22 protein-coding genes are annotated in these 23,905 nt (G+C 43.8%); 1 reads left to right on the top strand and 21 read right to left on the bottom strand.

The window, feature by feature from the left end; genetic code table 11:
- Positions 1-13 precede the first annotated feature (13 nt).
- From cbiB to DWX61_RS03600, 18 genes are all read right to left on the bottom strand, one after another.
- Positions 14-991: an adenosylcobinamide-phosphate synthase CbiB gene (cbiB, locus tag DWX61_RS03685; RefSeq protein ID WP_118623874.1), complete on the bottom strand. Its 978-nt coding sequence runs from the start codon at positions 989-991 to the stop codon at positions 14-16.
- The gene (locus DWX61_RS03680; protein ID WP_118623872.1) at positions 978-2,381 is read right to left on the bottom strand and encodes a cobyrinic acid a,c-diamide synthase CobB; all 1,404 of its coding nucleotides are present in this window, start codon (positions 2,379-2,381) and stop codon (positions 978-980) included. Before DWX61_RS03680 ends, cbiB begins: the two co-directional genes overlap by 14 nt.
- Positions 2,382-4,355 carry a precorrin-6A reductase gene (gene cobK / locus DWX61_RS03675; protein ID WP_118623870.1) on the bottom strand — a complete coding sequence of 658 codons (1,974 nt, stop codon included), beginning with the start codon at positions 4,353-4,355 and terminating at the stop codon, positions 2,382-2,384. It lies immediately after the preceding gene.
- A complete protein-coding gene (gene cobJ, locus DWX61_RS03670; protein ID WP_021650567.1) occupies positions 4,348-5,079 on the bottom strand; it encodes a precorrin-3B C(17)-methyltransferase in 732 nt (243 codons plus the stop codon). Before cobJ ends, cobK begins: the two co-directional genes overlap by 8 nt.
- Positions 5,072-6,160, bottom strand: a complete 1,089-nt coding sequence (locus DWX61_RS03665) for a cobalt-precorrin 5A hydrolase (protein ID WP_118623868.1) — start codon at positions 6,158-6,160, stop codon at positions 5,072-5,074. The genes cobJ and DWX61_RS03665 overlap by 8 nt, the downstream gene beginning before the upstream one ends.
- A 3-nt stretch (positions 6,161-6,163) precedes the next feature.
- Positions 6,164-6,922: a precorrin-4 C(11)-methyltransferase gene (cobM, locus tag DWX61_RS03660; RefSeq protein ID WP_118513401.1), complete on the bottom strand. Its 759-nt coding sequence runs from the start codon at positions 6,920-6,922 to the stop codon at positions 6,164-6,166.
- Positions 6,923-6,925: 3 nt separating this feature from the next.
- Positions 6,926-7,627, bottom strand: coding sequence for a precorrin-2 C(20)-methyltransferase (cobI, locus tag DWX61_RS03655; protein ID WP_015524809.1), 702 nt, complete (start codon positions 7,625-7,627; stop codon positions 6,926-6,928).
- 108 nt (positions 7,628-7,735) lie between these two features.
- Entirely contained in the window at positions 7,736-8,953 is a 1,218-nt protein-coding gene (gene cbiD / locus DWX61_RS03650) for a cobalt-precorrin-5B (C(1))-methyltransferase CbiD (protein ID WP_118623866.1), read from the bottom strand.
- A 19-nt stretch (positions 8,954-8,972) separates the two neighbouring features.
- Positions 8,973-10,313 carry an MATE family efflux transporter gene (locus DWX61_RS03645; RefSeq protein WP_118623864.1) on the bottom strand — a complete coding sequence of 447 codons (1,341 nt, stop codon included), beginning with the start codon at positions 10,311-10,313 and terminating at the stop codon, positions 8,973-8,975.
- Positions 10,314-10,529: 216 nt separating this feature from the next.
- The gene (locus DWX61_RS03640; protein ID WP_118623862.1) at positions 10,530-12,119 is read right to left on the bottom strand and encodes an AAA family ATPase; all 1,590 of its coding nucleotides are present in this window, start codon (positions 12,117-12,119) and stop codon (positions 10,530-10,532) included.
- 177 nt (positions 12,120-12,296) lie between these two features.
- On the bottom strand, positions 12,297-12,527 hold the full coding sequence (locus DWX61_RS03635) for a hypothetical protein (RefSeq protein ID WP_182433939.1): 231 nt from the start codon (positions 12,525-12,527) through the stop codon (positions 12,297-12,299).
- A 40-nt stretch (positions 12,528-12,567) separates the two neighbouring features.
- The gene (locus tag DWX61_RS03630) at positions 12,568-12,939 is read right to left on the bottom strand and encodes a GNAT family N-acetyltransferase (protein WP_182433938.1); all 372 of its coding nucleotides are present in this window, start codon (positions 12,937-12,939) and stop codon (positions 12,568-12,570) included.
- Between the two features lie 15 nt (positions 12,940-12,954).
- Positions 12,955-13,338 carry an SMU1112c/YaeR family gloxylase I-like metalloprotein gene (gloA2, locus tag DWX61_RS03625; protein WP_015524800.1) on the bottom strand — a complete coding sequence of 128 codons (384 nt, stop codon included), beginning with the start codon at positions 13,336-13,338 and terminating at the stop codon, positions 12,955-12,957.
- Positions 13,339-13,523: 185 nt separating this feature from the next.
- Entirely contained in the window at positions 13,524-15,392 is a 1,869-nt protein-coding gene (gene glmS / locus DWX61_RS03620) for a glutamine--fructose-6-phosphate transaminase (isomerizing) (protein WP_118623856.1), read from the bottom strand.
- A gap of 94 nt (positions 15,393-15,486) precedes the next feature.
- A complete protein-coding gene (gene glmM, locus DWX61_RS03615; protein WP_118623854.1) occupies positions 15,487-16,872 on the bottom strand; it encodes a phosphoglucosamine mutase in 1,386 nt (461 codons plus the stop codon).
- Positions 16,873-16,887: 15 nt separating this feature from the next.
- Positions 16,888-16,962, bottom strand: coding sequence for a hypothetical protein (locus DWX61_RS19510; RefSeq protein WP_353652862.1), 75 nt, complete (start codon positions 16,960-16,962; stop codon positions 16,888-16,890).
- 559 nt (positions 16,963-17,521) lie between these two features.
- Positions 17,522-18,676: a Coenzyme F420 hydrogenase/dehydrogenase, beta subunit C-terminal domain gene (locus DWX61_RS03605; protein ID WP_118623852.1), complete on the bottom strand. Its 1,155-nt coding sequence runs from the start codon at positions 18,674-18,676 to the stop codon at positions 17,522-17,524.
- A gap of 1 nt (position 18,677) precedes the next feature.
- Positions 18,678-20,084: a lipopolysaccharide biosynthesis protein gene (locus tag DWX61_RS03600; protein WP_118623850.1), complete on the bottom strand. Its 1,407-nt coding sequence runs from the start codon at positions 20,082-20,084 to the stop codon at positions 18,678-18,680.
- 210 nt (positions 20,085-20,294) lie between these two features.
- Between DWX61_RS03600 and DWX61_RS19070 the strand changes: the two genes are divergently transcribed.
- Complete coding sequence (locus DWX61_RS19070; protein WP_147419608.1) at positions 20,295-20,510, top strand: hypothetical protein; 216 nt, start codon at positions 20,295-20,297, stop codon at positions 20,508-20,510.
- A 54-nt stretch (positions 20,511-20,564) separates the two neighbouring features.
- Here DWX61_RS19070 and DWX61_RS03595 read toward each other — a convergent pair whose 3' ends face one another.
- The 3 genes from DWX61_RS03595 to DWX61_RS03585 are packed head-to-tail and all read right to left on the bottom strand — an operon-like array spanning position 20,565 to position 23,862.
- Positions 20,565-21,659, bottom strand: coding sequence for a polysaccharide pyruvyl transferase family protein (locus tag DWX61_RS03595; protein WP_118623848.1), 1,095 nt, complete (start codon positions 21,657-21,659; stop codon positions 20,565-20,567).
- A gap of 4 nt (positions 21,660-21,663) precedes the next feature.
- Positions 21,664-22,824 (bottom strand): O-antigen ligase family protein, encoded by a 1,161-nt coding sequence (locus DWX61_RS03590; RefSeq protein ID WP_118623846.1) that lies wholly within the window; start codon positions 22,822-22,824, stop codon positions 21,664-21,666.
- A 15-nt stretch (positions 22,825-22,839) separates the two neighbouring features.
- Complete coding sequence (locus tag DWX61_RS03585; protein ID WP_118623844.1) at positions 22,840-23,862, bottom strand: glycosyltransferase family 2 protein; 1,023 nt, start codon at positions 23,860-23,862, stop codon at positions 22,840-22,842.
- Positions 23,863-23,905: the final 43 nt, after the last annotated feature.

The raw sequence follows: 23,905 nt of genomic DNA, 5'->3' as shown, positions 1-23,905 counted from the left end.
TCTGTATTTATTGTTACCTTAATAACCCGAACCGGATCCCCGCACTGAGCAGTCCAAATACAACCACACCCAGTATGGATGCCGCGTACATCAGCCGGTTAGCTCTTTTGATATCCTCCGGCTCCACCGGGCGGATCGGATCCCCGATCGTGGGTTTTTCATATAATTTCCCGAAATAATATGCATTTCCCGCAAGCTGTACATCCAGCGCTCCGGCCATGGCAGCCTCTGTCTGAGCAGAGTTGGGGCTTGCATGATTTCTCCGGTCACGTTTGTAGATCTTTGCCGCATTTTTTGTATCCATTCCTGTAAAAACAGTTCCTGCCACCATCAGCCATCCGGAGATCCTGGCAGGGATATAATTGGCCACATCATCCAGCTTTGCCGCAATACGGCCGAAATAAAGATATTTGTCATTTTTATATCCAAGCATGGAATCCATGGTATTGATACCCTTGTACAAAAACATCAGCGGCACTCCGCCGATAGCCATATAAAACATGGGGGCGATCACGCCGTCGGATGCATTTTCCGCAACGGTTTCCACGGCAGCCTTTGTCACGCCGGTTTCCGTAAGCTCTCTGGTATCACGGCCTACGATCATGGACACCGCATAGCGTGCCTCGTCCAGAGTCCCGTTTTTCAGCCGGTCATAAACCTTCATACTCTCATCCTTCAGGGAACGGGTGGCAAGAAGCTGATAGCACCAGAAAACCTCCAGCACAAATCCGGCCACCGGCAGATACCGGTAAAGATAATAAAGCACCAGAAGCGGCACCCCGCCGCTGAACAGACAGACAAGCACTACGATCAGAAAGCCTCCTGTCAGCTCACCGCCGTGATTTTTCGGAAAAATCTTCCGGATCACCTTTTCCAGCACTGCAATCAGATTGCCGATGACACAGATCGGATGATAAAGCCATCTGGGATCCCCGATCAGAAGATCCAGCACAAATCCTATGACCAGTGCAGGAAGACTATATTTCAGCATCTTTTTTCTGCCTCCGTTCCTTCTTATATTCCAGTGCGTTCTTTAGAAAGCGTGCCGGAACCCTGGGATTTCCGTAATAATAAAGATGCGGAAATCCTGCCATCAGCCTGCCCCGGTCATGGATACAATCCCATCCTCTTTTAGATGCCGGCTTTGCCGCATGAAAATCCTCTCCGCAATCTGTGGAATCAAAATAATGGAATTCATGAGCCGGGATCTCACCAAGTCCGGTATCCTGTTTTTCCGTAAGGGTGATATAACCGAACCGGTTCAGCTTCGGTGTCCGGTAAGCCCTTCCAGGGATCACCCCGCAGACTCTGCGCTGCTTTCCTTCCATATCCTCCATCTCCTGATGAAGATACATGAATCCGCCGCATTCTGCCAGACAGGGCATTCCGTCCAGGATAACTTCCCGGATCCGGGTGCACATTTCCTGATTTTCTTCCAGCGCCTCCCCGTTTAATTCCGGGTAACCGCCGCTTAAAAGAAGCCCGTCCAGATCCTCCGGAAGCTCTCTGTCATGAATGGGTGAAAAACGCACCAGCTCCGCTCCCATCTGCTCCAGAAGATTTAAATTATCCGCATAGAAAAAGCAGAAGGCTTCATCATCCGCCACACCGATCCGTACCTTTTCCTCTGTCCGGTATCCGAAGGCAGTATCCTTCTGTATAAGCATTTCCGGCTCCGGCGCCGCAAGCTCCGGTGCTCCCCCTGCAAGCTCCAGGATCCCATCGATATCCAAAGTTTTCTCCAGCACCTCAGAAAGCTTCTGCAGACGGCTTTTCAACTCCGGGATCTCCTCCGGAAGCACCAGCCCCAGATGACGGCTTTCGATCACACAGTCCTCCACCTTCGGAACATATCCCAGTACCTTTACGGAAAGCTCCTCTTCCAGAAGCTTCTTCATCCTGGGATACAGCATGGGAGACATCTGGTTAAAGATCACGCCGCAGATATGACTGTCCTTTTTGTATTCCAGAAAGCCCTTTACATAGGCAGCCAGGGAAACACTCATGCCACGGCTGTTTACGATCAGGATCACCGGTGTATCTGTGGTAGAGGCCAGATCATAGGCGCTGGCTCTGGAGGTAATCCCTCCTACACCGTCATAATACCCCATGACTCCCTCCATCACTGCAATCTCACAGTCCGATGCGTTCTTTGCCAGAAGATACTGGGTTCTGTCTCCATCTGTAAAAAATGTATCCAGGTTTCGGGATCTTGTACCGATCACACGGCTGTGGAACATAGGATCTATGTAATCCGGGCCGCATTTAAAAGAAGCCACCTTAAGGCCACGGTTCACCAGCGCCTGAAGCAGCCCGCAGGTGATCAGGGTTTTTCCGCTTCCGCTGGCACCTGCCGCAAGAAGTATTCTCGGGATCTTCACCTAAATCTCCTCCCCTCTTCCGCTGCAGGAAATGATATAGATCGGATTCTCACCCATCATCATATGATACCTTCCGATAGATTTTGATCTTGCCGCAGACAGCTGTACGATATCCACATCCGTCAGGCTGAAATCTCGTATGGCATTCATGGCTTCCGTCACCGTCTCCAGTGTGATGCAGTTGATCACGATCCGTACTTTTGGATTTTTGTCCAGAAGAAGCCGGATGATCTCGTTCATATTTCCGGAGGACCCGCCGATAAAGGCATGTGTCGGAACAGGCAGTTCCACCATCGCTTCCGGTGCAGTACCCGGCACGATCTCCAGATTGTCTGTGGCAAATTTCCGTCTGTTCTCTTTCAGAAGAGCAAGGGCATCCTCCTTTTTCTCGATGGCATAGACCTGCCCCTTCCAGGCACGAAGCGCCATCTCAACGGAAACCGAGCCTGTGCCCGCTCCCACATCATAGCAGACAGAATCCTCCTGAAGCCGAAGCTTGGACAGAGAAACCGTACGCACCTCTTCCTTTGTCATAGGCGCCTTCCCACGGAGAAATTCCTCATCACAGATCCCGTGAACTGCGGGCAAAGGTACTGCCTTTTCATTGCACGCAGTTACCACGCTTAACGCATCTCCCCGGTATTCTGTAAGCTCTGCCGCACTGGCATGAAAGATCTTTTCATTTTCGTAGGAAAGATTTTCGCCCACATAGAGGGTCACATCACCCATTCCATACGCAACCAGACGAGAAGCCAGACGAGCTACCCCATCCTCTGTTCCCAGAATGGAAAAAACCTTGGGGTTATGCCGGATCAGGGAAATCAGATTGCAGTCTCTTCCATGGGCACTGACGATCCTGGCATCATCCCAGGAAAGACCAATCTTCGCCATAAAATAAACAACGGAAGAAATCCCGCAGATCACCTGGACATCGCCATCCAGAAGATCGATCAGCTTCCTTGCACCGCTGTAGAAGCCCACATCGCCGGAAAGGGCAATGGCTACGGTACGGTACTGTGGATGTGTCTTGATATACTCCACGATCTTATCACTGCGGTACTCATGGAGAACCATCTGCCCCGGCCTCTGTACGGCATCTGTCATACGCTTTGCACCGATCAGAAGCTCCGCCTCATCAAAGGCCTTCTTTCCTTCCAAAGTCAGGGTTTTTTCCGCACCCATGCCGATGCCTACAAGAGAAACCCTCTGTGACAGGGTAAGGCCGAACAGCTTTGCCAGAAATACCCTTGCTTCCGGCAGGGACAGCCCCTCCTCCTGCAATGGTCTTCCGATGATCACAGGTGTGACGCCGCAGCGCTGACAAGCCTCCATCTTTTCCGGGAATCCACCAGCCAGACCGGTATCCTTGGTGACCAGATAGCTGCACTGAAACTGTCGAAGCATGGCTTCGTTGATCTCTGTAGAAAATGGCCCCTGCATACCGATGAGATGCTTTCCTTCGATCCCCAGCTCCGCACAGGAGCTGATCACGGAAGGGATGGACAGCACCCGGGCAAAAAGCCTCTCCTGGTAATCCGGGATCACTGTAAATTTAGACAGCTCCTTGCTTCCTGTGGTAAGAAAAATGTTCCCCTCTGTGCCGGAAAGAAGCTCTGCCGCCTTCTCCGTGCTTTCCACATAGATGGCTTCCCTGTTCTTCTCCCCCTCCGGGCGAAGAACACGCTGATAGCGGATGCTTCCGTTCTCACAGGCAGTCCGGATATTTTTTGTCACCTCTGCTGCATAGGGATGAGTGGCGTCCAGAACGATCTCCGGCGCTTCCCTTCGGAAAAGCTCCTCCATATCTTCGGTTTTCAGCCTTCCGGCGCTGACATGGAGAAATTCATTTTCCTTCAGAAGGGAGCCGCCATATTCCGTGGCTGCACAGGCATAGACCGGAACATGATTTTCCGCAAGGAACTCACAGAGCGCATAGCCCTCGGTGGTCCCTGCAAAAACAATGGCTTTATACATTCTTATATCCCCTTGGTGTTACCATCTTGCCGTTTACATTCTTAGTCTGTGAATTTCCCACAAATACGGTAGTAAACATATCCACTTCTGTATCACGGAGCTCCTTCAGTGTCATAACCTGTGCAGTCTCGCCGTCACGTGCGATCTGGGCAACCGTGCCGCAGACAGTATCCGGAGACTTGTATTTCATCATCAGATCACAGGCCTTCTGAAGATAATCCTTACGTTTTCTGCTGGACGGATTGTAAAGGCATACCACAAAATCCGCCTGTGCTGCTGCCAGAAGCCTTGCCTCGATCTTCTCCCACGGAGTCAGAAGATCACTTAAGCTGATCAGGCAGAAATCATGGATCAGCGGTGCACCCAGCACTGCGGCGCCGCCTGTGGCTGCTGTCACACCCGGGATAATGGTCAGCTCCACATCCGGATAGTTTTCTCCCACCTCATACATCAGACCTGCCATACCGTAAACACCGGCGTCACCACTGCAGATCATGGAAACGGTTTTTCCTTTTTTTGCCTCATCAAAAGCAAGTACACAGCGGTCTACCTCTTTTTTCATCGGTGTGGTCATGAACTCTTTACCTGCAAAATACTCCTTTACAAGATCCACATATACGGTGTAACCGATGATCACATCACTTTCATTTAATGCACGGATCGCTCTTCCAGTCATCTGGTCATACGCACCCGGGCCAATTCCTACAACATAAATCTTACTCAAAACGTATCCTCCGATTTCCGGCTGCAAGGGCGGTGGTCACACCGTCCCGGCCTGTTTTTTTTCTGATCAGTGTACCCTGTCCGCAACCCAGAACCGCGCTTCTCTCACAGACATTCTCTACACCTGTTATCTTTTTTACAAATTGTGACGGGGTAAATTCACCCTGCACTGCCTTCAGCTCTTCCTCTGTAAAGGTCAGAAACGGAAGCTGCCAGGCTTCTGCCAGAGAAAGAAGTCCCACCTCTTCCTTCTTCAGATCGATACTGGCAATAGCGCTCAGCGCTTCTCTGTAAACATCCGATTCTCTCAGACATTCCTCTGCCGCCTTCCGGATGGAGGCTGCATCCTTTCCCCTGCGGCAGCCCATTCCCAGAGCTGCAGCGGGCGGCACCACATGGACTGTGTTTTTAAAGGGCCGGCAGCCTCTGTGGATCGTCACCGCAATACCTGTTTCCGGTGCCTCACCGGCTGTCTCACCATTCTCCGGATCCGCTGCAGCTGAGGGCCTTCCGTCTTTTCCGCAAAGCACCAGACCCTCCGGCAGCTCCCCGTCCCATGGAAACTCACTGTAAAAGCCAACGCTCTCTCCCGCAAGAAGGGCCGCAGAAGCCTCCTTTGCAGCCTTCATATGAAAAATAGCACAGCCATTCTTTTTTGCAAAAACATCCACTGCAAAACGGCTGTGAAGATCTGTGGCTGTTGTCACAACCGGCACCGCCTTAAGATATCCGGCACAGCGAAGAGCCAGCTCATTGGCTCCGCCTAGATGTCCGGAAAGAAGAGCAATGACAAATTTTCCGCATTCATCGATCACCAGCACAGCCGGATCCGTCTTTTTTCCGGCAATGTAAGGTGCGATACTGCGCACTGCAATCCCGCAGGCACCAACAAAGATCACGCCCTCTTTTCCTGTCCGAAACTGTTCCCCTGCCCACTGGGAGGTGGAAACAGAGATCGGATCCGGAAGGTACCGGCTCTTTTTTGAAAGGGTGACACTCTCACCCTCTTTTTCCAGAGCCCTCTGAAGTCTTTCCCCTGTCTCCAGCCCTGTCATACTGAAGCAAATGATGGAAATGTTCATATTTTATTTCGTAGCCTCACGGAACTCTGTGGTAAAGCCCGGATCATACAACTTGGATCTGTCATAGCTTGCAGCATTGACCGCATCACCTACCAGCATAAGCGCTGTTTTTGTGATCTTGTTCTCTTTTGCTGTCTGGGCCAGAGTACCCACTGTACAGATAAACTTCTTCTCATCGGGCCAGGTTGCCTTGTAGACGATGGCAGCCGGTGTATCCTCACGGTATCCGCCCTCCACCAGTCTGCGGCTCAGCTCCTCCAGCATACCTGTACTGAGGAAAATAACCATAGTCGCATTATGAGCGGCAAAGGACTGAATACTCTCTTTTGCCGGCACCGGTGTCCTTCCTTCCATTCTTGTGATGATCACACTCTGGGAAATATCCGGAAGTGTATACTCCAGGTTCAGTGCAGATGCAGCTCCGCAGAAGGCACTGACACCCGGGCAGGAATCATAGGGGATTCCCTTTTCATCCAGGATATCCATCTGCTCACGGATCGCACCATAGATACATGGATCGCCGGTGTGGAGACGAACGGTCATCTTACCTTCAGCCTCTGCTCTCTCTATAACAGAGATCACTTCCTCAAGGGTCATCTTTGCACTGTTATGGATGGTGCACACATCCTTGGAATACTCCAGCAGCTGGGGATTTACAAGAGATCCCGCATAGATGATCACATCTGCCTCTTCCAGATACTGTTTACCTCTTACTGTGATAAGATCCGGTGCTCCCGGACCTGCTCCTACAAAATGTACCATAATCTATTCCTCTCTTCTGTCTTTGTTTTCTTTGATAATGATCAGGGAATAATATCCTGCATCCTCAGGGATCTCCTCCACGGTCCGGTAGATCTTTTCATCCGGCATTCCGCAGTTTTCGATCATCATGGCCTCTGCCCCCTGGGAAAGAAGCTCCGCCTTCACATCCTTCATTTTCTTTCCGGCCTTCATAAGGACCTTGGTACCGGAAAGCTTCAACGCATCCTCAATCTGATAGGAAGCCGGGATCACGTGAAGAGGCTCTGCCTTCTCCACAAGTCCGGTGTTCAGACGTGCAGAAACTGCACAGAAAGATGTGATACCACAGACGATCTCCGTCTCATAGCCCTGCGCCACAAGTCTGTGATGGATATAGAGATATGTGGAATACACGGTAGGATCTCCCAGTGTGAGAAATACCACATCTTTCCCCTGATCCAGAACAGCCTTGACTTTATCTGCTCCTGCATCGTGATAGCTCTTCAGCACCTCTGGATCCTTGGACATTGGAAAAGGAACTGCAAGAAGCTCCTTCTTTCCAAGCTCCGGATAAGCCCCCTCCACGATCTTAAACGCTACCGTATCCTCCGGAACCTGTCCCGGAAGTGCGATCACCTCTGCCTCTTTTACAAGACGAAGTGCTTTTAAGGTAAGAAGCTCCGGATCTCCCGGTCCTACACCTACACCATATAATTTACCTGCCATATTTCTTTCCTCCTAACTATATTTTCCAGACAGGATAAAACCTGTCTGTTATTTATATCAAATTTTGTCCTGAAATTAAAAAACTTCCATCCGGACCGGGGTTTCCTGTCATGAAATATCATTCACCCCGACTGCCTGCTCCTGTATCTTATGGATCAGCTCTTCTGCATCCCGAGTCTGCCCCAGCAGTCCGTATACATTGGAAAACACCACAGCGCCCAAAAGGATCTGCTCATAAGACCTGTGGTCCAGATAAAACTGGATCTTCTCCATGACCACAGCCATAGTCTCTTTCAGGATACCATAGCTGTCAAGAACAGCCAGCGCCTCATCGGTAGTCCCCGCCTCCAGGATCTCTCTGGCACATTCCAGAGAGCCCCCTGCACGGATGGCACTTGCACAGAGAACCTCCATCCTTCCGTCAGCACAGTGGGAATGGGTATTCATGATCCCGGCGGCAACCTTTACAAACTTACCGATATGAGCCACAAAAAGAATGCCCTTTACGCCCATATCAATGGCCATGTCAATGGTCTCTCCTACATAATTGCTGCACTTGATATTGTTCTCAAAGGGAATGGACATATGCTCCCTGAGATAATCCGCACCGTAATTCCCCGGTGTCACCAGGATATAGTTTTCTCCCTGGCAGAAATGCTGCTTCATCTCCACATGGATGCTTTCGATCAGAGCCTTCTCACTCATAGGCTCTACGATCCCGCTGGTTCCAAGTATGGAGATCCCGCCAAGAATGCCAAGACGGGGATTAAAGGTTTTCTTCGCGATCTCCTCCCCCTGGGGGACGGATACGGTAAGCTTCAGACCGCCCTCGTAGTCATATTCCTGGGCCGCCTCTTCGGCTTCCCGCAGGATCATGGCTCTGGGAACCGGATTGATCGCCGCCTCGCCCACGTTCTGGGAAAGTCCCGGCTTGGTGACACGACCCACACCGATCCCTCCGTCCAGGATGATCTGAGGCCGGGATTTCTCTGTTTTCCGCTGCTGCCCGGCCTGTTCTGACGCTGAAATAGAAAACTCCTCCGCTTTTACATAGACCAGGATCCCGTTGGTGGTATCCGGATCATCACCTGCATCCTTCTGTACAGCACAGGAGACATAGGTTTCGCCCCGGGTAATATCGTGAAGCTGTAATGTGAGAGTGATCCCCTTTGGGGTATCAAGCTCTACCTCGGAAAGAGTTTCTCCAGAAAGCAGCATCCGAACTGCACCCCTGGCTGCCCCGGCTGCACAGGAGCCTGTTGTGTAGCCGTAACGGAGGCGCTTGTTGTTTTTTATGACATACTGATCTTCCAGTCCGTTCTTCATATATACGACGCCCTCCTTTTTAAATCACCTTGTGCTCCAGCCATTTGCGGCTGTGGAAACGCCAGGTAAAAATAATCCCACGAACAGTCCAGTCTGCAAACATTCCGATCCAGACACCCATAGGCCCGAAGCCCAGGACACGGATCAGGAAAACACAGAGACAGAACCTGCATGCCCACATGGTACAGCAGGAGGTGATCATGGAAAACTTCACATCACCGGCTGCACGAAGACCATACCCCGGCACGAACGCCATTGTCCATACCACAGGCTTTACGATGGTGATCCATGTGATCATGTGGATGCACATTTCCGCACTGGTACTCTCCATTCCGCCAAGGATCGTTACCGGTCTGACCAAAACATACACAATCAGACAGCTTACGATAATAACTGCCTCTGCAATGACGCAGAGTTTTTTTATGTAATAGACCGCCTCATCCTTTCGACCGGCACCAAGACACTGGCCTACGATAGTCATCAGGCCCACACCTACTCCGATGGCTGCGATACCATTCAGGTTCTCAAGGATATTAGTCATTGCCTGCGCTGCGATGGCTGCTGTGCCCAGTGTGGAAACCGTAGACTGGATGGCAAGCTTTCCAAGCTGAAACATGCTGTTCTCAATTCCCGAAGGGATCCCAAGTCCCAGGATCCGTCCGATCATGCTCCAGTCCGGGCGGATCTTCAGGTAATCCCTCACAACGACAGGCTGACGATCCTTACGCAGCTGCCAGAGAACAACCACTGCACAGAAAATACGGGAAACCAGTGTGGAGATCGCCGCTCCTGCAACACCAAGGTGGAAAACCCAGATCAGAACCGCATTTCCGCCAATGTTCATGATATTGGAGATCATGGAGATGGTCATAGGCCCCTTGGTATTCTCCTGGGCACGAAAGATCGAAGCCGCAGAATCATAAGCCGCAATAAAGGGGAATGACAGTGCCGTGAAAAAGAAATAGGTTTCCGATGCACGCATAACATCCGCATCCACCGCACCGAAGATCAGCCTCAAAAGCGGCTTCTGAAAAATCAGACAGACTGCAGACACCACTACAGAGATCGCTGTGATGATAAAAAGCACCTGCCTGGCAGACATGTTCGCCTTCTCGTAATTCCTCTGTCCGATATACTGGGCGCAGACAATGGCGCCTCCCGCTGCCAGCGCCGAAAAAGCCTGGATCAGAAGCACATTGATGGAATCCACCAGCGATACCGCAGAAAGAGCCGCAGATCCCACATTGCTGACCATCATGGTATCTGCGGTTCCCATTATCGAATTCAAAATCTGTTCCAGCACTACCGGCACCAGAAGATTACGGATCATCCGGTTGGTAAACATATGCTGCTGTTCCATTGTTACATCCTCCGCCTCACTTATTTATGACCTGACAAAGCAGAAAAAAACGTCTGTATTTTATCAATCACACTTTCTCTGACATTATACCCTTTTCCCGCTCTTTTTCCAATATATTTTCTGTGTTTTTTGTACAAACTGCAAAATGCCGCAGGCGCGAAACCTGCGGCAGTCTTTGTATTTTGTGTTTTTTTATTATACAATTATGTTCCAAAGTCACTCTTTTTCATATTTTTCGATCAAACATTGATGTTCCTTACTGGTTTTATCATAGTTGATCCCAACAAGCAGGATTTCACCTGTGTAATCCAGAATTGAAGAAGGATATTTTTTATCTTTAATCTGCATCACGGCAGTCTGGGCATTTTGATTCCACTTCAGCTCTACGATCAACGCCGGATAAGATGAACAGTACTCTATCTTTGGGATAAACACAAAATCAGCAAATCCACGGCCTGTCGGCAATTCCCGGACAGGTTTAAAATAGTACTGCATTGCACTTAAATATGCAATTGCCAAAACACTGCTCAGCGAATTCTCATTGTTATATTGAATGGAAGACGCATACTCGTTGTGGATTTTTTCAATCTGAGCAGCAACTTCTACTCCATCCATGTCCAACGTAGCATCAAGTAAATGTTCCGAATTTTTCTGGAATTCCAGCATCTCATTCCACTGCTTACTTTCAACAGCAGCTGTAAGTTCTTGTCGAATCTCTTCGTTCGGCACGAAGGCAGTCTTTAATTTGGGGTTATATCCAAAATAGCCCAGGTGAATCATGTAGGTTAACACATCATCCTTGCTTTTGATGCTTACTGTATCGTTCTTAAAGGTTGCTGTGTTTACTTTAACCTCTGCACCAGAGATCATTTCAATAATAGCTGTTTTCAAGCCGCCATAATTCATGTTGATCAGCGGAACAATCGCGTCATACGAAGCTGTTTCTGACCAATAGCTCTTGAATTCTCCCCGAAGCATCACGCCGACAACTGCTCGCGGATTATAAACCTGATGACCATTCAGCAGATATCCATCATACCAACGCTTTACCTCATCGAAATCCTGATGATATTCTTCTGCCAGTTTCCGCACTTCATTCTCAGTAAAACCAACATACGGTGCGAGACTGCCTGGGCTCAGCATAGAAAACTCATCAAAGTTATTCAGAGCTGACTGTGTTTTTTCCTTCTTTATGGGAAGAATACCTGTAAGGTACGCCAGTTGAATATACTTTGTAGGTTCTATTCCTTTGAACATTCCTCGCAGGAAATTTATATAATCTTCCTGTGCTTTTTTATTGGCCGCCTCATCACGAATCAGTACATCCCATTCATCAATGATGACGATAAACTTCTGTCCCACCTTATCTTTGATTCTTGAAAGTGCATCCGGCAAGCCAGATACTTCAAGTGGCAGAACATCCGGATAAACCTCCCGCAATTCATCCAGAACCGCCTCCGTGACATGCTTCACTATATTATCCGCATCATCACAGTTTGCCAGAAACCACTGAATATCGATATGGATCACATCATACTTGTTAAGATGCTTTTTAAAGTCGGCCTCCCTGCTTATCTGCAATCCAGAAAACATCTGCTCAGAATCTGCGCCTTTGCTATAATACGCAGCCAACATATTAGCTGCATAAGATTTTCCGAACCGGCGTGGCCGACTATTGCAGATATAAGCATTTGTTGTATCAAGAACACTGTTTGTGTACTCGATCAGGCCAGTCTTATCCACATATATTCTGGAGTTAAGAGCAACCTGAAATGCACTGTTGTCCGGGTTCACAAATCTTCCCATGCTTTTCAGACTCCTTTCTGAAGCTGTTCCTCAAGCACGAGGTTACAACTCACCTGTTTTATTTTGATTTTACCATTTCATAGAGCAAATAACAAGTTGATGGCTGTTTTACTTCATGCAACATATGCAAACCCTGCTCGAACAGTACGTTCTTTCCCAGTTCCGTCAACCATTATTTCATTTTGATCTCGCTGTTATACGAACATCTGCTGATCCTTCTTCTGTTGTGGCATTCCTCCACCGCTTCATCGCTCTGTACCTCCGCTGCCGCTCAGCTCCAACACTGATCTTATCTGCCACATCCGATGCATACACACCGGCCGTGATAAACAGCTTCCGAACCTTGATCGAGTTCAGCCCCAGCTCATCTGCGATAACCCGCAAAGACATTCCCGCTTCATAAAACACAACAGCCGGATCCATCAGTTCCTTAAGGATCTTCCCGACATCATACTCCGGCTTTTCTTTCCGATCCTACAATGTGCTCCATCAATTTCCGGGCCAGACCCTTACCACGCTGCTCCGGATGCACTGCCAGAACATGAACGACCATAACCTCATCCGAATCGATCTGCCACGGCACATCTGCGTAGCCATCCACCTTTTCATCATTAACTATCGCACAGGCCGCAATCTCGCCGCCATCTGCCAGTACATACAGTTCCTCCTTACCAATACTGTTATGCAGCATTTCATCAGAAGGATGGATACCCTTCTTCCAATGTGGAAACGATGGATCACCCTGCTCCTGGTCAATCAGCTCCCAGTACAGAGATTTTATGTTGTCAAAATCCTCTTTTACTCCCTTACGAAATATCATTTGTTCCATCTCCCCTTACTCATGCAGTTCCAGCGGCAGTCCGTCCGGGTCATGAAAAAACGTCATCTTCTTGCCGGTAAAATCATCCACACGGATCGGCTCACATTCGATCCCGACCTCCGCCAGCTCTTTCACCGTCTGCTCCACGCTCTCCACACAGAAAGCAAGATGACGCAGGCCACAAGCCTCCGGACGGCTCACCCGCTTCGGTGGATTTGGTTCTGCAAAAATCTCCAGCTCCGTGTGCTCATCCACACGCAGATCCAGCTTCCAGTCCCTGCGCTCCGGACGGTAGTTTTCTCTGATGATGGAGAATCCAAGCTTGTTTACGTAGAAATCCTTTGCGGATTCGTAGTTGGATACGATGATTGCGATGTGGTGTATTTTTGATAGGTTCATTTTTCTTGTATTCCTTTTTTGGTTTGTTTTATTTTCGTTATAAACTATATGTCAAGTTTTAAAATATACCGTGTGTGCTTTAGCTCTGAAGGAGTATGTGTTTCACACACGGCATTATTTCAATCTTTCACTCGCGTTTTAGTATATCACAAATCTGCAAATAAATCAGCCTTGTACACGTATTTTTACTCCACTGTAACACTCTTTGCAAGATTTCTCGGCTTATCAACATCTAGACCCTTTGCAACAGAAACATAATAGCCCAGAAGCTGCAGAGGAATAACTGCCAGGCTGCCCACGAAATGCTCATCCACCTTCGGCACATACACAGTGAAGTTCACCTGATCCTCAATCTCGTATTTGCCATATGTAGTCAGCCCCATCAGGTAGGATCCGCGGCTCTTGCACTCTAACATATTGCTTACAGTCTTCTCATACAGTCCGCTCTGAGTCAATACACCAATGACCAACGTTCCCTGCTCGATCAGACTGATCGTGCCATGTTTCAGCTCACCTGCTGCGTATGCTTCAGAATGGATATAGCTGATTTCCTTCAACTTCAAACTGCCCTCCAGACAAACTGCATAATCAATACCACGGCCCACAAAGAATACATCATGGGCATTGGCATACTTTGCAGCAAACCACTGGATACGTTCTTTATCTTCCAGGACCTTCTGCATCTTTTCCGGAATAGTCTGCAGCTCAGAGATATAGTAACCATACTGCTCATCTGTGATCTTTCCTCTGACTTTTGCAAACTGAACAGCCAGACAGTACATAGCCACAAGCTGTGCGCTGTATGCCTTAGTCGTAGCAACAGAGATCTCCGGACCAGCAAGTGTGTAGAACACCTTATCTGCTTCACGGGCAATACTGCTGCCAACCACATTGACGATCGCCATCGTAGCGATACCCTTTTCCTTTGCAAGCCGCAATGCTGCCAGTGTATCTGCTGTTTCACCAGACTGGCTGACAACGATCACCAGGGCTTTCTGATTAACTGGCATTTTACGATAGCGGAACTCTGACGCAAGTTCCACACGTACCGGGATATCTGCCATATCCTCCAGTACATATTGAGCAGCCATACCAACATGCCATGCAGAACCGCAGGCAACAATATAAATCTGCTCAAAGTTTTTAATCTCGTCCTCATTGATCTCCACGTTGGACAGATCAATAGCACCATTCCTGATCACGGAATTAAGGGTATCCTGGACAGCCTTCGGCTGCTCGTGGATTTCTTTCATCATGAAATGTTCAAAGCCGCCCTTTTCAGCAGCCTCAGCATCCCACTTGATTTCTGTAGTCTGCTTCTCGATCTCGTCACCGTTCAGATCATAAAAATGAGCCTCGCCCGGTGTCAGCTTTGCAAACTCAAGATTCCCGATATAATATACATTTCTCGTATATTTCAGGATTGCCGGGACATCAGAAGCCACATAAGTCTCGCCATCTGCAATACCAATGATCATCGGACTGTCCTTACGAGCCACCCAAATCTCGCCCGGATAATCACGGAACATCAGCTCAAGAGCATAAGAACCGCGGACACGGACCATTGTCTTCGCAATGGCATCGATAGGACCAAGGCTGTACTTTTTATAATAGTAATCAACCAGCTTAACAACCACCTCTGTATCTGTCTGACTGTAAAAAGTATAACCGTGCTTCAGCAGCTTCTCTTTCAATTCTGTGTAATTCTCAATAATACCGTTATGTACACCAACGACCTCAGACTCCACAGCACCGGAACCTGATTTACTGCAGTTACCAGAAACATGAGGATGCGCATTGATCTGGCTGGGCTCACCATGGGTAGCCCAGCGGGTATGTCCAATACCACAGGCTCCTTTTAACGCTTTGCCTGCATCTGTTTTCTCGACCAGATTTGTCAGACGGCCCTTTGCCTTCACGACCTCTGCCAGAGCCTCTCCATCACGGACAGCCAGTCCAGCTGAGTCATATCCTCTATATTCCAGTTTCGACAGACCGTCCAGCAGGATCGGTGCTGCCGGACGCTTTCCTGTAAAACCAACGATTCCACACATAGGTTTATCCCTCCCGTTATTTAAATCTCTCGTCTAATATACTTCCCTATTATGCAAAACGGCTCTGGATGATTGCCCAGAGTCGTCATTGACCTTATGCTTTATATCCCTTTTCACAAATTACGTTGACCACTTCATCAACATACTTCTGGCAGATATCATGGGCAGGTGCTTCAACCATAACACGCACGACCGGCTCCGTTCCGGACTCACGGACAAGAATACGGCCAGTATCACCCAGCGCTTCTGCAACCCTGGACACCGCTTCCTGTACAGCAGGATCATTCTGTGCAGCCTTCTTATCTGTCACACGGATATTTTCCAACACCTGCGGATAGATCTTCAACGGTGCTGTCAGTTCACTCATCGGCTTCTTCTTCGCCAGCATGACTTCCATCATCTTCAGACTGGTCAGTATACCATCGCCGGTGCTGGCATACTTGGAGAAAATAATATGCCCGCTCTGCTCACCGCCAATACGGCAGTCATTCTTCACCATATACTCGTAAACATACTTATCACCGACAGCAGTCTTGGCATAACCAATACCCTGCTCATCAAACGCCTTATACAAACCAAAGTTTGACATGACCGTAGTAACAACTGTATTATTCAGCAGCTTACCACGTTCTTTCATATAGCAGCCGTAAATATACAGGATATGATCACCGGTGATGACATTACCCTTCTCATCCACGCACAGGCAACGGTCTGCATCACCATCGTAGGCAAATCCAACATCCAGACCTTTCTCCACAACAAACTTCTGCAGTCCCTCGATATGGGTGGATCCAGCATTGTTATTGATATTGGTACCGTTTGGCTGGTTATTGATAACATAGGTATCTGCACCAAGAGCATCAAAAACAGACTTCGCAATATTCCATGAGCTGCCATTCGCACAGTCCAGACCAACCTTGACACCTCTGAAAGAATAGATACCTAAGGAAATCAGATAACCCATGTAACGATTTCGGCCTGCCACATAATCCACCGTACAGCCAACATGATCACGGCTTGCAAACGGCAGCTCCGGCCAATCCTTATCGAACACATGGAGCTTACCATCAAGGTAATCCTCTATCAACAGCAAAGTCTCTTCCGGCATCTTCTCACCGTAACAGTTGATCAACTTGATACCGTTATCATAGTATGGATTGTGGCTTGCAGAAATCATAATGCCACAGTCAAAATCATCCACACGGGCAATGTAAGCCACGGATGGGGTGGTGGTAACATGCAGAAGATAAGCGTCTGCACCAGAAGCCGTCAGGCCAGCAACCAGGCTGTACTCGAACATATAGGAACTGCGACGAGTATCCTTACCGATTACGATACGAGCAGGGTTGGTATCACCACTGTTCTCACGCAGAGCATTATAATACCAACCTAAGAAACGCCCAACCTTATACGCATGGTCTGATGTTAATGTAATTCCGGCTTCACCGCGGAAGCCGTCTGTTCCAAAGTATTTGCTCATTTTTATTTTCCTCAATTATGCTTCTTTCGCTACTTTATATAGACAGACCTTCAAACAATGGTAGCATCTAACACACTTGTTTTCATTTATCTGCAGCTACTATGTAATACTTCACACTGTAGATCAATAAATTCATTAATATTTTATTCTCCAAAATGATGTTTTATTCTCTCAGCATATTCAAGTTTATTCATTTTACGAATCCACTATAATATCTCCGGTGTTTTTTCTCCAAACACGCCGCATTTATTTGCCATTTGAAAAAGCCATATGCTTCCACATTTTTTCCTGTATATGCCGTATTACCTAGATTGGTTCTTTCCAATATATTATTTGAATTTTCGTTGACCTAATTTCAAAAAAGTACTATCCATATTAATATTTTTTATCATTAAATTCAGATTCCTCACCTAACATCAAATACTTTTGTTTCCTATAGCGTTATTATCCACAATAAAAAATAATACTACATAAACAATAATTTCCAGCATACAAAGAACAGAACGTTTTATTGTGAGGTCATGATAAACAACTTTTCATGAGTTTTTGTCTATAGTATGTGTCCCTGTAAGTTTTTAAAGTTATTCAATTTTCTTTTTGAGTCATAGCTATATACAAGTTCACTAGCATTCGTAATGTTTATTTCATTTTACCCTTTGCAGCCATAATAACTACTACTTGATAGTGACTTTTGCCCCCCCCCCAAAAAAAATTTAATCTTATATAACAAAGTTTTTATAGCATTTTTAAAATATTTCTTAGGATAACATCTTCTTACAGCTTTCTTAAAACCACTACCCTTTTTTAGTTCTTTAAAAAGCAATTCACGCTCCTTTGGTTTCTGTGATGGCTGATATAGCTGATGATTGCTTTCTATTGCTTTTGCCAAATCTACGTCTATAAGAGTCAAATTTGATTCATTTATAAGTTCTCTTCCCTTTTCATTTTGGCAGAGAACCAAAGAGATTCCTTTATCCTGGATACATTTTTCAAGTTCACTCCCCCATGAATCTCCAAGTGTGATATCACCAGTTCTTTCAATTCTGGCATATTGGCACTGATAACAATTCTCTGTGTATGTTGTCGAATTTAAAAATGTCATCAAATAATTATCGATAGTTGTTGGAACAGCAAAGCACTTTCCATTCTGTTCTAGTTTAAAATTATCTTTCACTCGAAATCTTATACTTTGGGCTTCGTTTAATCGAATTCCATAATCAGCCAAAAAACTGTCTAAAATCTGTGGTGAAGGAGTTCCATGGCAAATCAAATCAATTGTATACAAGTTTTTGTGATTATTTGTGTACTGCTTAATCGCAGAAACCTGACACGGCAAACCAACAAAAAGTACTTTTCTCCCCAGTTTGAGTTTTTCTAAAATTTTTCTGTATATACCTTTCGGGTTACTTTTTACATATTTTGAACCCGTAAATTTACCTACTTCATCCTCTGTTTCAGCAAACTCAAACGCAAACCTTCCAAAATCAAATGTACAACTGCAAACTATCCCACCAGCTTTAATAAACCCCTGTTCTATTGCTGCTGCTATTCCTCCAGATGAAGAGCGCATACGAACAGCATCGTCTTGCGCCCATCCTTGTTTCCAATAAATGGGTCTCGTTAACACTTGTTTAGTATTATTTTGACATGCGTTATGACACGCATTGCATTGAATACATTGTTCAGGATCAATTATCGCATTATACTCTATCAATGAATCAATAACTTTTATTGCATTTTTAGGACAAATATCAATGCATTCCATACAACCAGTGCATTTTCCTTTTTCACATACTGTAATCATATCATTGTCTCCTTTTTAATTGAAACATTTTTCTTACTATTGGCAACCAGATATCCGAAAACAGGCATATAACAACTAACAAAAGGAAACATTGCAAGCCGAATCCACTCCAATTGTCTACATACATTAAGGCAGCAGATAAAAATAGAATTATACTACCCAACAAAAATTCTTTATTCTTTATATTATATTTAATATACTTTCTTGTATGAAAAAGTCTGAAAACAAATACAAGAATATAGCTGATACATGTAGCAATTGCAGCACCATAAACACCTATTAGAGGAATTAAAATAAAATTCATCACAATGTTAAATATTGCGCCAAACATTCCAGAAAAAAGATAGCCAAAACTATCTTTATGAACTGTATAACTAGTTGCCATAAAACTTGCCATTGTCAAATATACGCAACCCACTGTCAAAAACGGCATATACTTCCACGCTATATAATACTCTTTCGATACATATACACTCAAAAAAGGTTTTGCAAATGTTAATATACCTATTCCAGTTAACATCACAATTCCGATTAAAACTTTAAATATTTTATTATTATATTCGCTTTCATCCGCTGTTCCCTCTTCACGAATTGCTGAATAACTCCATGCCTGATTAAAGATTGTTGTCAATGTAGACACTAACGTAGGAAGTTTATATGAAACAGCATAAATTCCATTAGCAGCCACACTTATCATGCTGGACACCATAATACGATCTGAAGAATTCATAATCCACCACATAAACGAATTAGGAATTAATACTATCGAGTATTTGGCCATTCTTGCCAATAGTCCTTTATCAATTTCTGAGAAATTAAAAGATTTATATCCTTTTCCTACTACAATTGCATAAATTGCAGTAAGTGTATTGGCAATAATATACGCTTTTAAATATCCCTCAATTCCTTCTTTCAATACCACAAGAAACAGAATGTTTAATGCAGCTATAAAAAAAGTATTTAATACATTTCCAATTGAATAATAGACCAAAAGTTCTTTTCCACGCAAGTCACACAAATAAAGCTGACTCATTGACAAAGCAACAACATAAAAGTAAACAAATTCCGAATATTGGGATATCTTATTAAAAGAATGACATATTGGGAAAATCAACAAACCAAGTAGCATCCCAATTATCAATATTCCTGTTCCTATTTGTGTTATTTTCTTTTTATCAGCATCTTTATCCAATGCAAACCGCATAACTGCTTCAGAAATGTTTAATGTAAGAACTGGAACTGCAACAGTTCCAACCGTTACAATAAGATCAACTACTCCATATTCAGTTGCTGTAAGCGCATAAGTGTATAATGGAACCAAAAAAAATGATATTAGCTTTGATCCCAAATTTCCCATAGTAAATATAATTGTATTTTTAATTAAATAATCACTTCTGTTTTTTGCCATCCTCTAATTTCTCCCCCCCCCCTACTCAATTACATTATTTATCCTAAATTATGTACAGTAAAACGGTTAGCTTGGATGAAAGCCACACATAGTTACTGTATAATTGTATATTGCTTTTCACGTGTTGGTGAATGAAAAAAGAGCATCGATTTGTGGTAAAATTTAGGTATTCAAGTCTTAACTTAACAAGCCCAAACATAGGGTTCCTTTATGAATAAAACAAACTCCCTAGCCCTTGAAAACAATTGGCAATTTAAAATAATTTTTGATGAAGGCATTTTATTCTCCAATGCCAACTTTCTCCTCATTATAGAATACGCAAGCAAATTTGGTATTGAATGCCTTCTAAACAGTTCATTTAAAACCAACAATTCTGCAGTATTTTATTATCATACAGACAGGGATAATTTTCTCCCGATAATATAACCTTATGATATAAGTATGTATTTTTGCTAGTTCACTAAATATATAATTTGGTCTTTAAAAACCACATAATTTTAAATATTCATGAGTGTCCTTAATTCCTTTTTTGATTTCCATATTACACAAATCATAGTCATCTCTAATTTGCAAAATTGAATCAATATTGTTTTCCTTATGATAAATATGCTGCTGTATATGAAGGCGTTCAACAAGATCCTGCAATTTATTATAATTACTATCTCTAACTATAACAGCAACAGGCTTATTATATTTTGCTGCAATAACAGTTCCATGAAATGTATCAGTGACTATGCAGTTCGCATTCTTAAAATATGCAAGAACTTGAAAAGGTGTCAAAATTGCAAACTCATCACACCAGGGGAGGGACCCACCAATTGCGATAGTTTTAAGACCATTATTCCTTGCATACTCTTGAATACTTTTAATCTCTTTCTTATCATCTATTCGATTATGATATGCATACACAACCATATATGGTTCAGTTGGAATCCCCTCATTTTCTCCATTTTTTACTTCTTCATAAAAATCATAAACTAAAACGGGATCCAAATTATAATTTGCAATTCTTCCTGATATATCTTCAACAAAGTCGAATGTATTTCTATCGCGTACTGAAATATGCAATAGTCTTTTTAATCCACTATCTATAGTTTTTCTGTCCTCAGCTCGAATATTCTCTAATCCAGTATATCCACAAGAAGCTGCATAACTTACACAAAAATCCACATTCTCTATATTTCCGAACCGTTGTCCTTTAATTCCCCATACACTATTTGAATCACAATTAAAAATTTCATCGCTTCCTATTACAACTGCTTTACATTCCGTGCTCCTCATTATCGACTTATCCAGACCAAGATATTTTTCCTGCGCATAAAGGATAGTTTTATTGAGCTTACGATTTTTTCTACTATCTACGATTCTTCGAATCAAGTAGTGATCAACCAGTTTGAACTTATTTAAAATATCCAAAAATCTATTTTTCCTGTTTAAATCTGTTTCTGTATTACTTTCAATGTCAACAAATCTAACTTCATTTCCCATTTTTTCAAGTTCACGCTTTAGTGCATATGCTTGAAGAAAAGAGCCATAATTTATTACTCTTTGCATTGACAAAATACCAACTATCATGAATTCATTCCTTTCTTTCACATCCAAACGCAATAATTGCCAATGACATAAAAACAATCATATGCGTAAGATTAATTTCTACTAACGATGCTACAAGCATAGCATATAAAAAAGCAAGCATTGAAAAGTTGTTCTCGAATTTTTTACTATTTAAAGGTTGCAACATAATAAATAACAAAGCGACATAAAGCAATAATCCAAATATTCCTGTGTCTAATAGTATTTTTAAAACACCATTCTGTGGATTTCCATAGCCAAGATATTTTTCAATCACTCCGTTGTAATATCCATACCCAATCCAAACTTTTTTTCTAATAAATTCAAATATTATCGCCCAAATTTGTGAACGTCCATTAAGCGTAGACGATTTACCTAACACATTTTGAATAAAATATTGCACATGAACATTTGTCATCAATTGTGCTGTTCCAAAATTCAAAATATTCATAATTCCAGCAGTTGCAATCAATGCATAATTTGATGATAGAATTTTCTGTATTCTAGTTGGCATTATCATTAACAAAGTCAATACAACAACCGCAATCATTCCTGTAGAAGTTGTAACTTTCATACATATGAAAAACGAGAGTACTGCCACAACAAAGCTTTTGATTGCACATTTTAATTTCTTGCAGTTAATTTTTCCTTTCCTTAAAAATGGAAAATCTTCCTTCTTATATTTGTAAAATACTAATGCAGTCCAAAAGCAATGGACATATGCTATAACAAACTTATTTCCTATTAAATACTCCTCACTTGGATTCAAAAAATTATAATTTACAAATAGCATCAGTAAATCACTCAAAACTGCAAGGAATCCAAATATATAAGTTAACCAATTTATAAATACACATATACCATGCCTTTTAATTGCTCTATGTGAAACAATAAATATTGTCACAATTTGCATTCCATATATAAAAGAAGCCACTACTGTATTTATTGACATTGCATTTGCCGCCGTAGAAATCAATGTTACAAGCCCATACATTATTGCTGGAAAAATTATTTTCCAAATAGCTTTGATTTCTTTACAGTATTTTACAAATAAAGCTACAATCACAACATATTTATATGCTAAAAATACCTCATGCTGAACAATTGGTGGCTCATAGAATGTAAGACATAGCATTGTAATATCTATGACATCCCATTTTTTTCCCATCTATTACTCCTCTATTCAAATAACATTAAAACAAGACAGAACATACAATAATAACGACCACCTATAAAAGATAAGTTTCAAGAAAACTCGTTGTTTTATTCCCAGTTCATTTATTGGATATCCTTTTATCGCACTATTCAATATAGAATCTGTGCACATACGCTTAATTGAATTGATTTTCATTATCACTTTTTTTGATTGCGCATTTTTTTCTTGTCTTATACACATTCTCGTATAAATGAAAAACATTCGGTCAAGTCGAAACATAGTTTCTCTACCATATCCTAATCCTTGAAGTTTGTTCTTCATCTCCAGATAAAAGTGTTTACTCGCTTCAAATCGATCTGGTCGATAACTAGTACTCAACGATTTTAGATTAATTCGATAATTATATCCCACTGCTTCAATCGTACAAGCACCATCTGCATGCTGCATATAATCAATATTAAATACCAAATCTTCTGAGATAAATTCTCGTTCTGATACAAATTTCAAATCATATTCTTTTATTAAGGAAGTTTTATAAATTGCTCCACACACACACATTTCAACACTATCATGATGCGAAGGTGAACTTCCTATCATTCGTGGTAATAATTCCCGTTTTGCACAGGCTCCTTTATATAGTTTATTCTCGTACTCACGTATTGAGACAATCGTGCCTGAATTCTCAACTCGTTTAAACCCACCTTTACACATGTCAACCCGGAATTGCAAAAGATTTTTATACAGAACTTCAATGCAATTTTCTTCCAGATAATCATCTGAATCTAAAAAAGTAACATATTCTCCATGAATATGCTCAAGCCCAGTATTCCGAGCCATTCCAAGTCCTGCATTTTTTTTATGTACCACATGAAAATTTTCATATTTTTCTGCGTATTCATCGCATATTTTTCCACTAGAATCCTTTGAGCCATCATTTACCATGATGACCTCGATATTTTTATACGTTTGTCTCAGTAGACTGTCCAGACACTGCCGTAAATATTTTTCAACATTGTACACAGGCACAATCACACTTACCAATGCATCCATTTTAACCTCCTAATATTCAACGTTTGCGTCATAACAGATATAC

The organism is Ruminococcus sp. AF20-12LB, assembly GCF_003478985.1.
GTDB lineage: Bacteria > Bacillota > Clostridia > Lachnospirales > Lachnospiraceae > Blautia_A.
The sequence above is the reverse complement of the archived record's forward strand: the minus strand, read 5'-3'. Positions and strand labels throughout refer to the sequence as shown.

Bases quoted from the DNA above. Each gene is read 5' to 3' on its own strand.
- DWX61_RS03605 (WP_118623852.1), bottom strand. From the start codon at position 18,676: ATGATTACAGTATGTGAAAAAGGAAAATGCACTGGTTGTATGGAATGC.
- gloA2 (WP_015524800.1), bottom strand. From the start codon at position 13,338: ATGAACCTATCAAAAATACACCACATCGCAATCATCGTATCCAACTAC.
- DWX61_RS03665 (WP_118623868.1), bottom strand. From the start codon at position 6,160: ATGAACATTTCCATCATTTGCTTCAGTATGACAGGGCTGGAGACAGGG.
- cobM (WP_118513401.1), bottom strand. From the start codon at position 6,922: ATGGTACATTTTGTAGGAGCAGGTCCGGGAGCACCGGATCTTATCACA.
- DWX61_RS03640 (WP_118623862.1), bottom strand. From the start codon at position 12,119: ATGGGAAGATTTGTGAACCCGGACAACAGTGCATTTCAGGTTGCTCTT.
- DWX61_RS03645 (WP_118623864.1), bottom strand. From the start codon at position 10,313: ATGGAACAGCAGCATATGTTTACCAACCGGATGATCCGTAATCTTCTG.
- glmM (WP_118623854.1), bottom strand. From the start codon at position 16,872: ATGAGCAAATACTTTGGAACAGACGGCTTCCGCGGTGAAGCCGGAATT.
- DWX61_RS03585 (WP_118623844.1), bottom strand. From the start codon at position 23,862: ATGGATGCATTGGTAAGTGTGATTGTGCCTGTGTACAATGTTGAAAAA.
- cobI (WP_015524809.1), bottom strand. From the start codon at position 7,627: ATGGCAGGTAAATTATATGGTGTAGGTGTAGGACCGGGAGATCCGGAG.
- cbiB (WP_118623874.1), bottom strand. From the start codon at position 991: ATGCTGAAATATAGTCTTCCTGCACTGGTCATAGGATTTGTGCTGGAT.
- DWX61_RS03590 (WP_118623846.1), bottom strand. From the start codon at position 22,824: ATGGGAAAAAAATGGGATGTCATAGATATTACAATGCTATGTCTTACA.
- cbiD (WP_118623866.1), bottom strand. From the start codon at position 8,953: ATGAAGAACGGACTGGAAGATCAGTATGTCATAAAAAACAACAAGCGC.
- DWX61_RS19070 (WP_147419608.1), top strand. From the start codon at position 20,295: ATGAATAAAACAAACTCCCTAGCCCTTGAAAACAATTGGCAATTTAAA.
- cobK (WP_118623870.1), bottom strand. From the start codon at position 4,355: ATGTATAAAGCCATTGTTTTTGCAGGGACCACCGAGGGCTATGCGCTC.
- glmS (WP_118623856.1), bottom strand. From the start codon at position 15,392: ATGTGTGGAATCGTTGGTTTTACAGGAAAGCGTCCGGCAGCACCGATC.
- DWX61_RS03595 (WP_118623848.1), bottom strand. From the start codon at position 21,659: ATGATAGTTGGTATTTTGTCAATGCAAAGAGTAATAAATTATGGCTCT.
- DWX61_RS03630 (WP_182433938.1), bottom strand. From the start codon at position 12,939: ATGATATTTCGTAAGGGAGTAAAAGAGGATTTTGACAACATAAAATCT.
- DWX61_RS03600 (WP_118623850.1), bottom strand. From the start codon at position 20,084: ATGGCAAAAAACAGAAGTGATTATTTAATTAAAAATACAATTATATTT.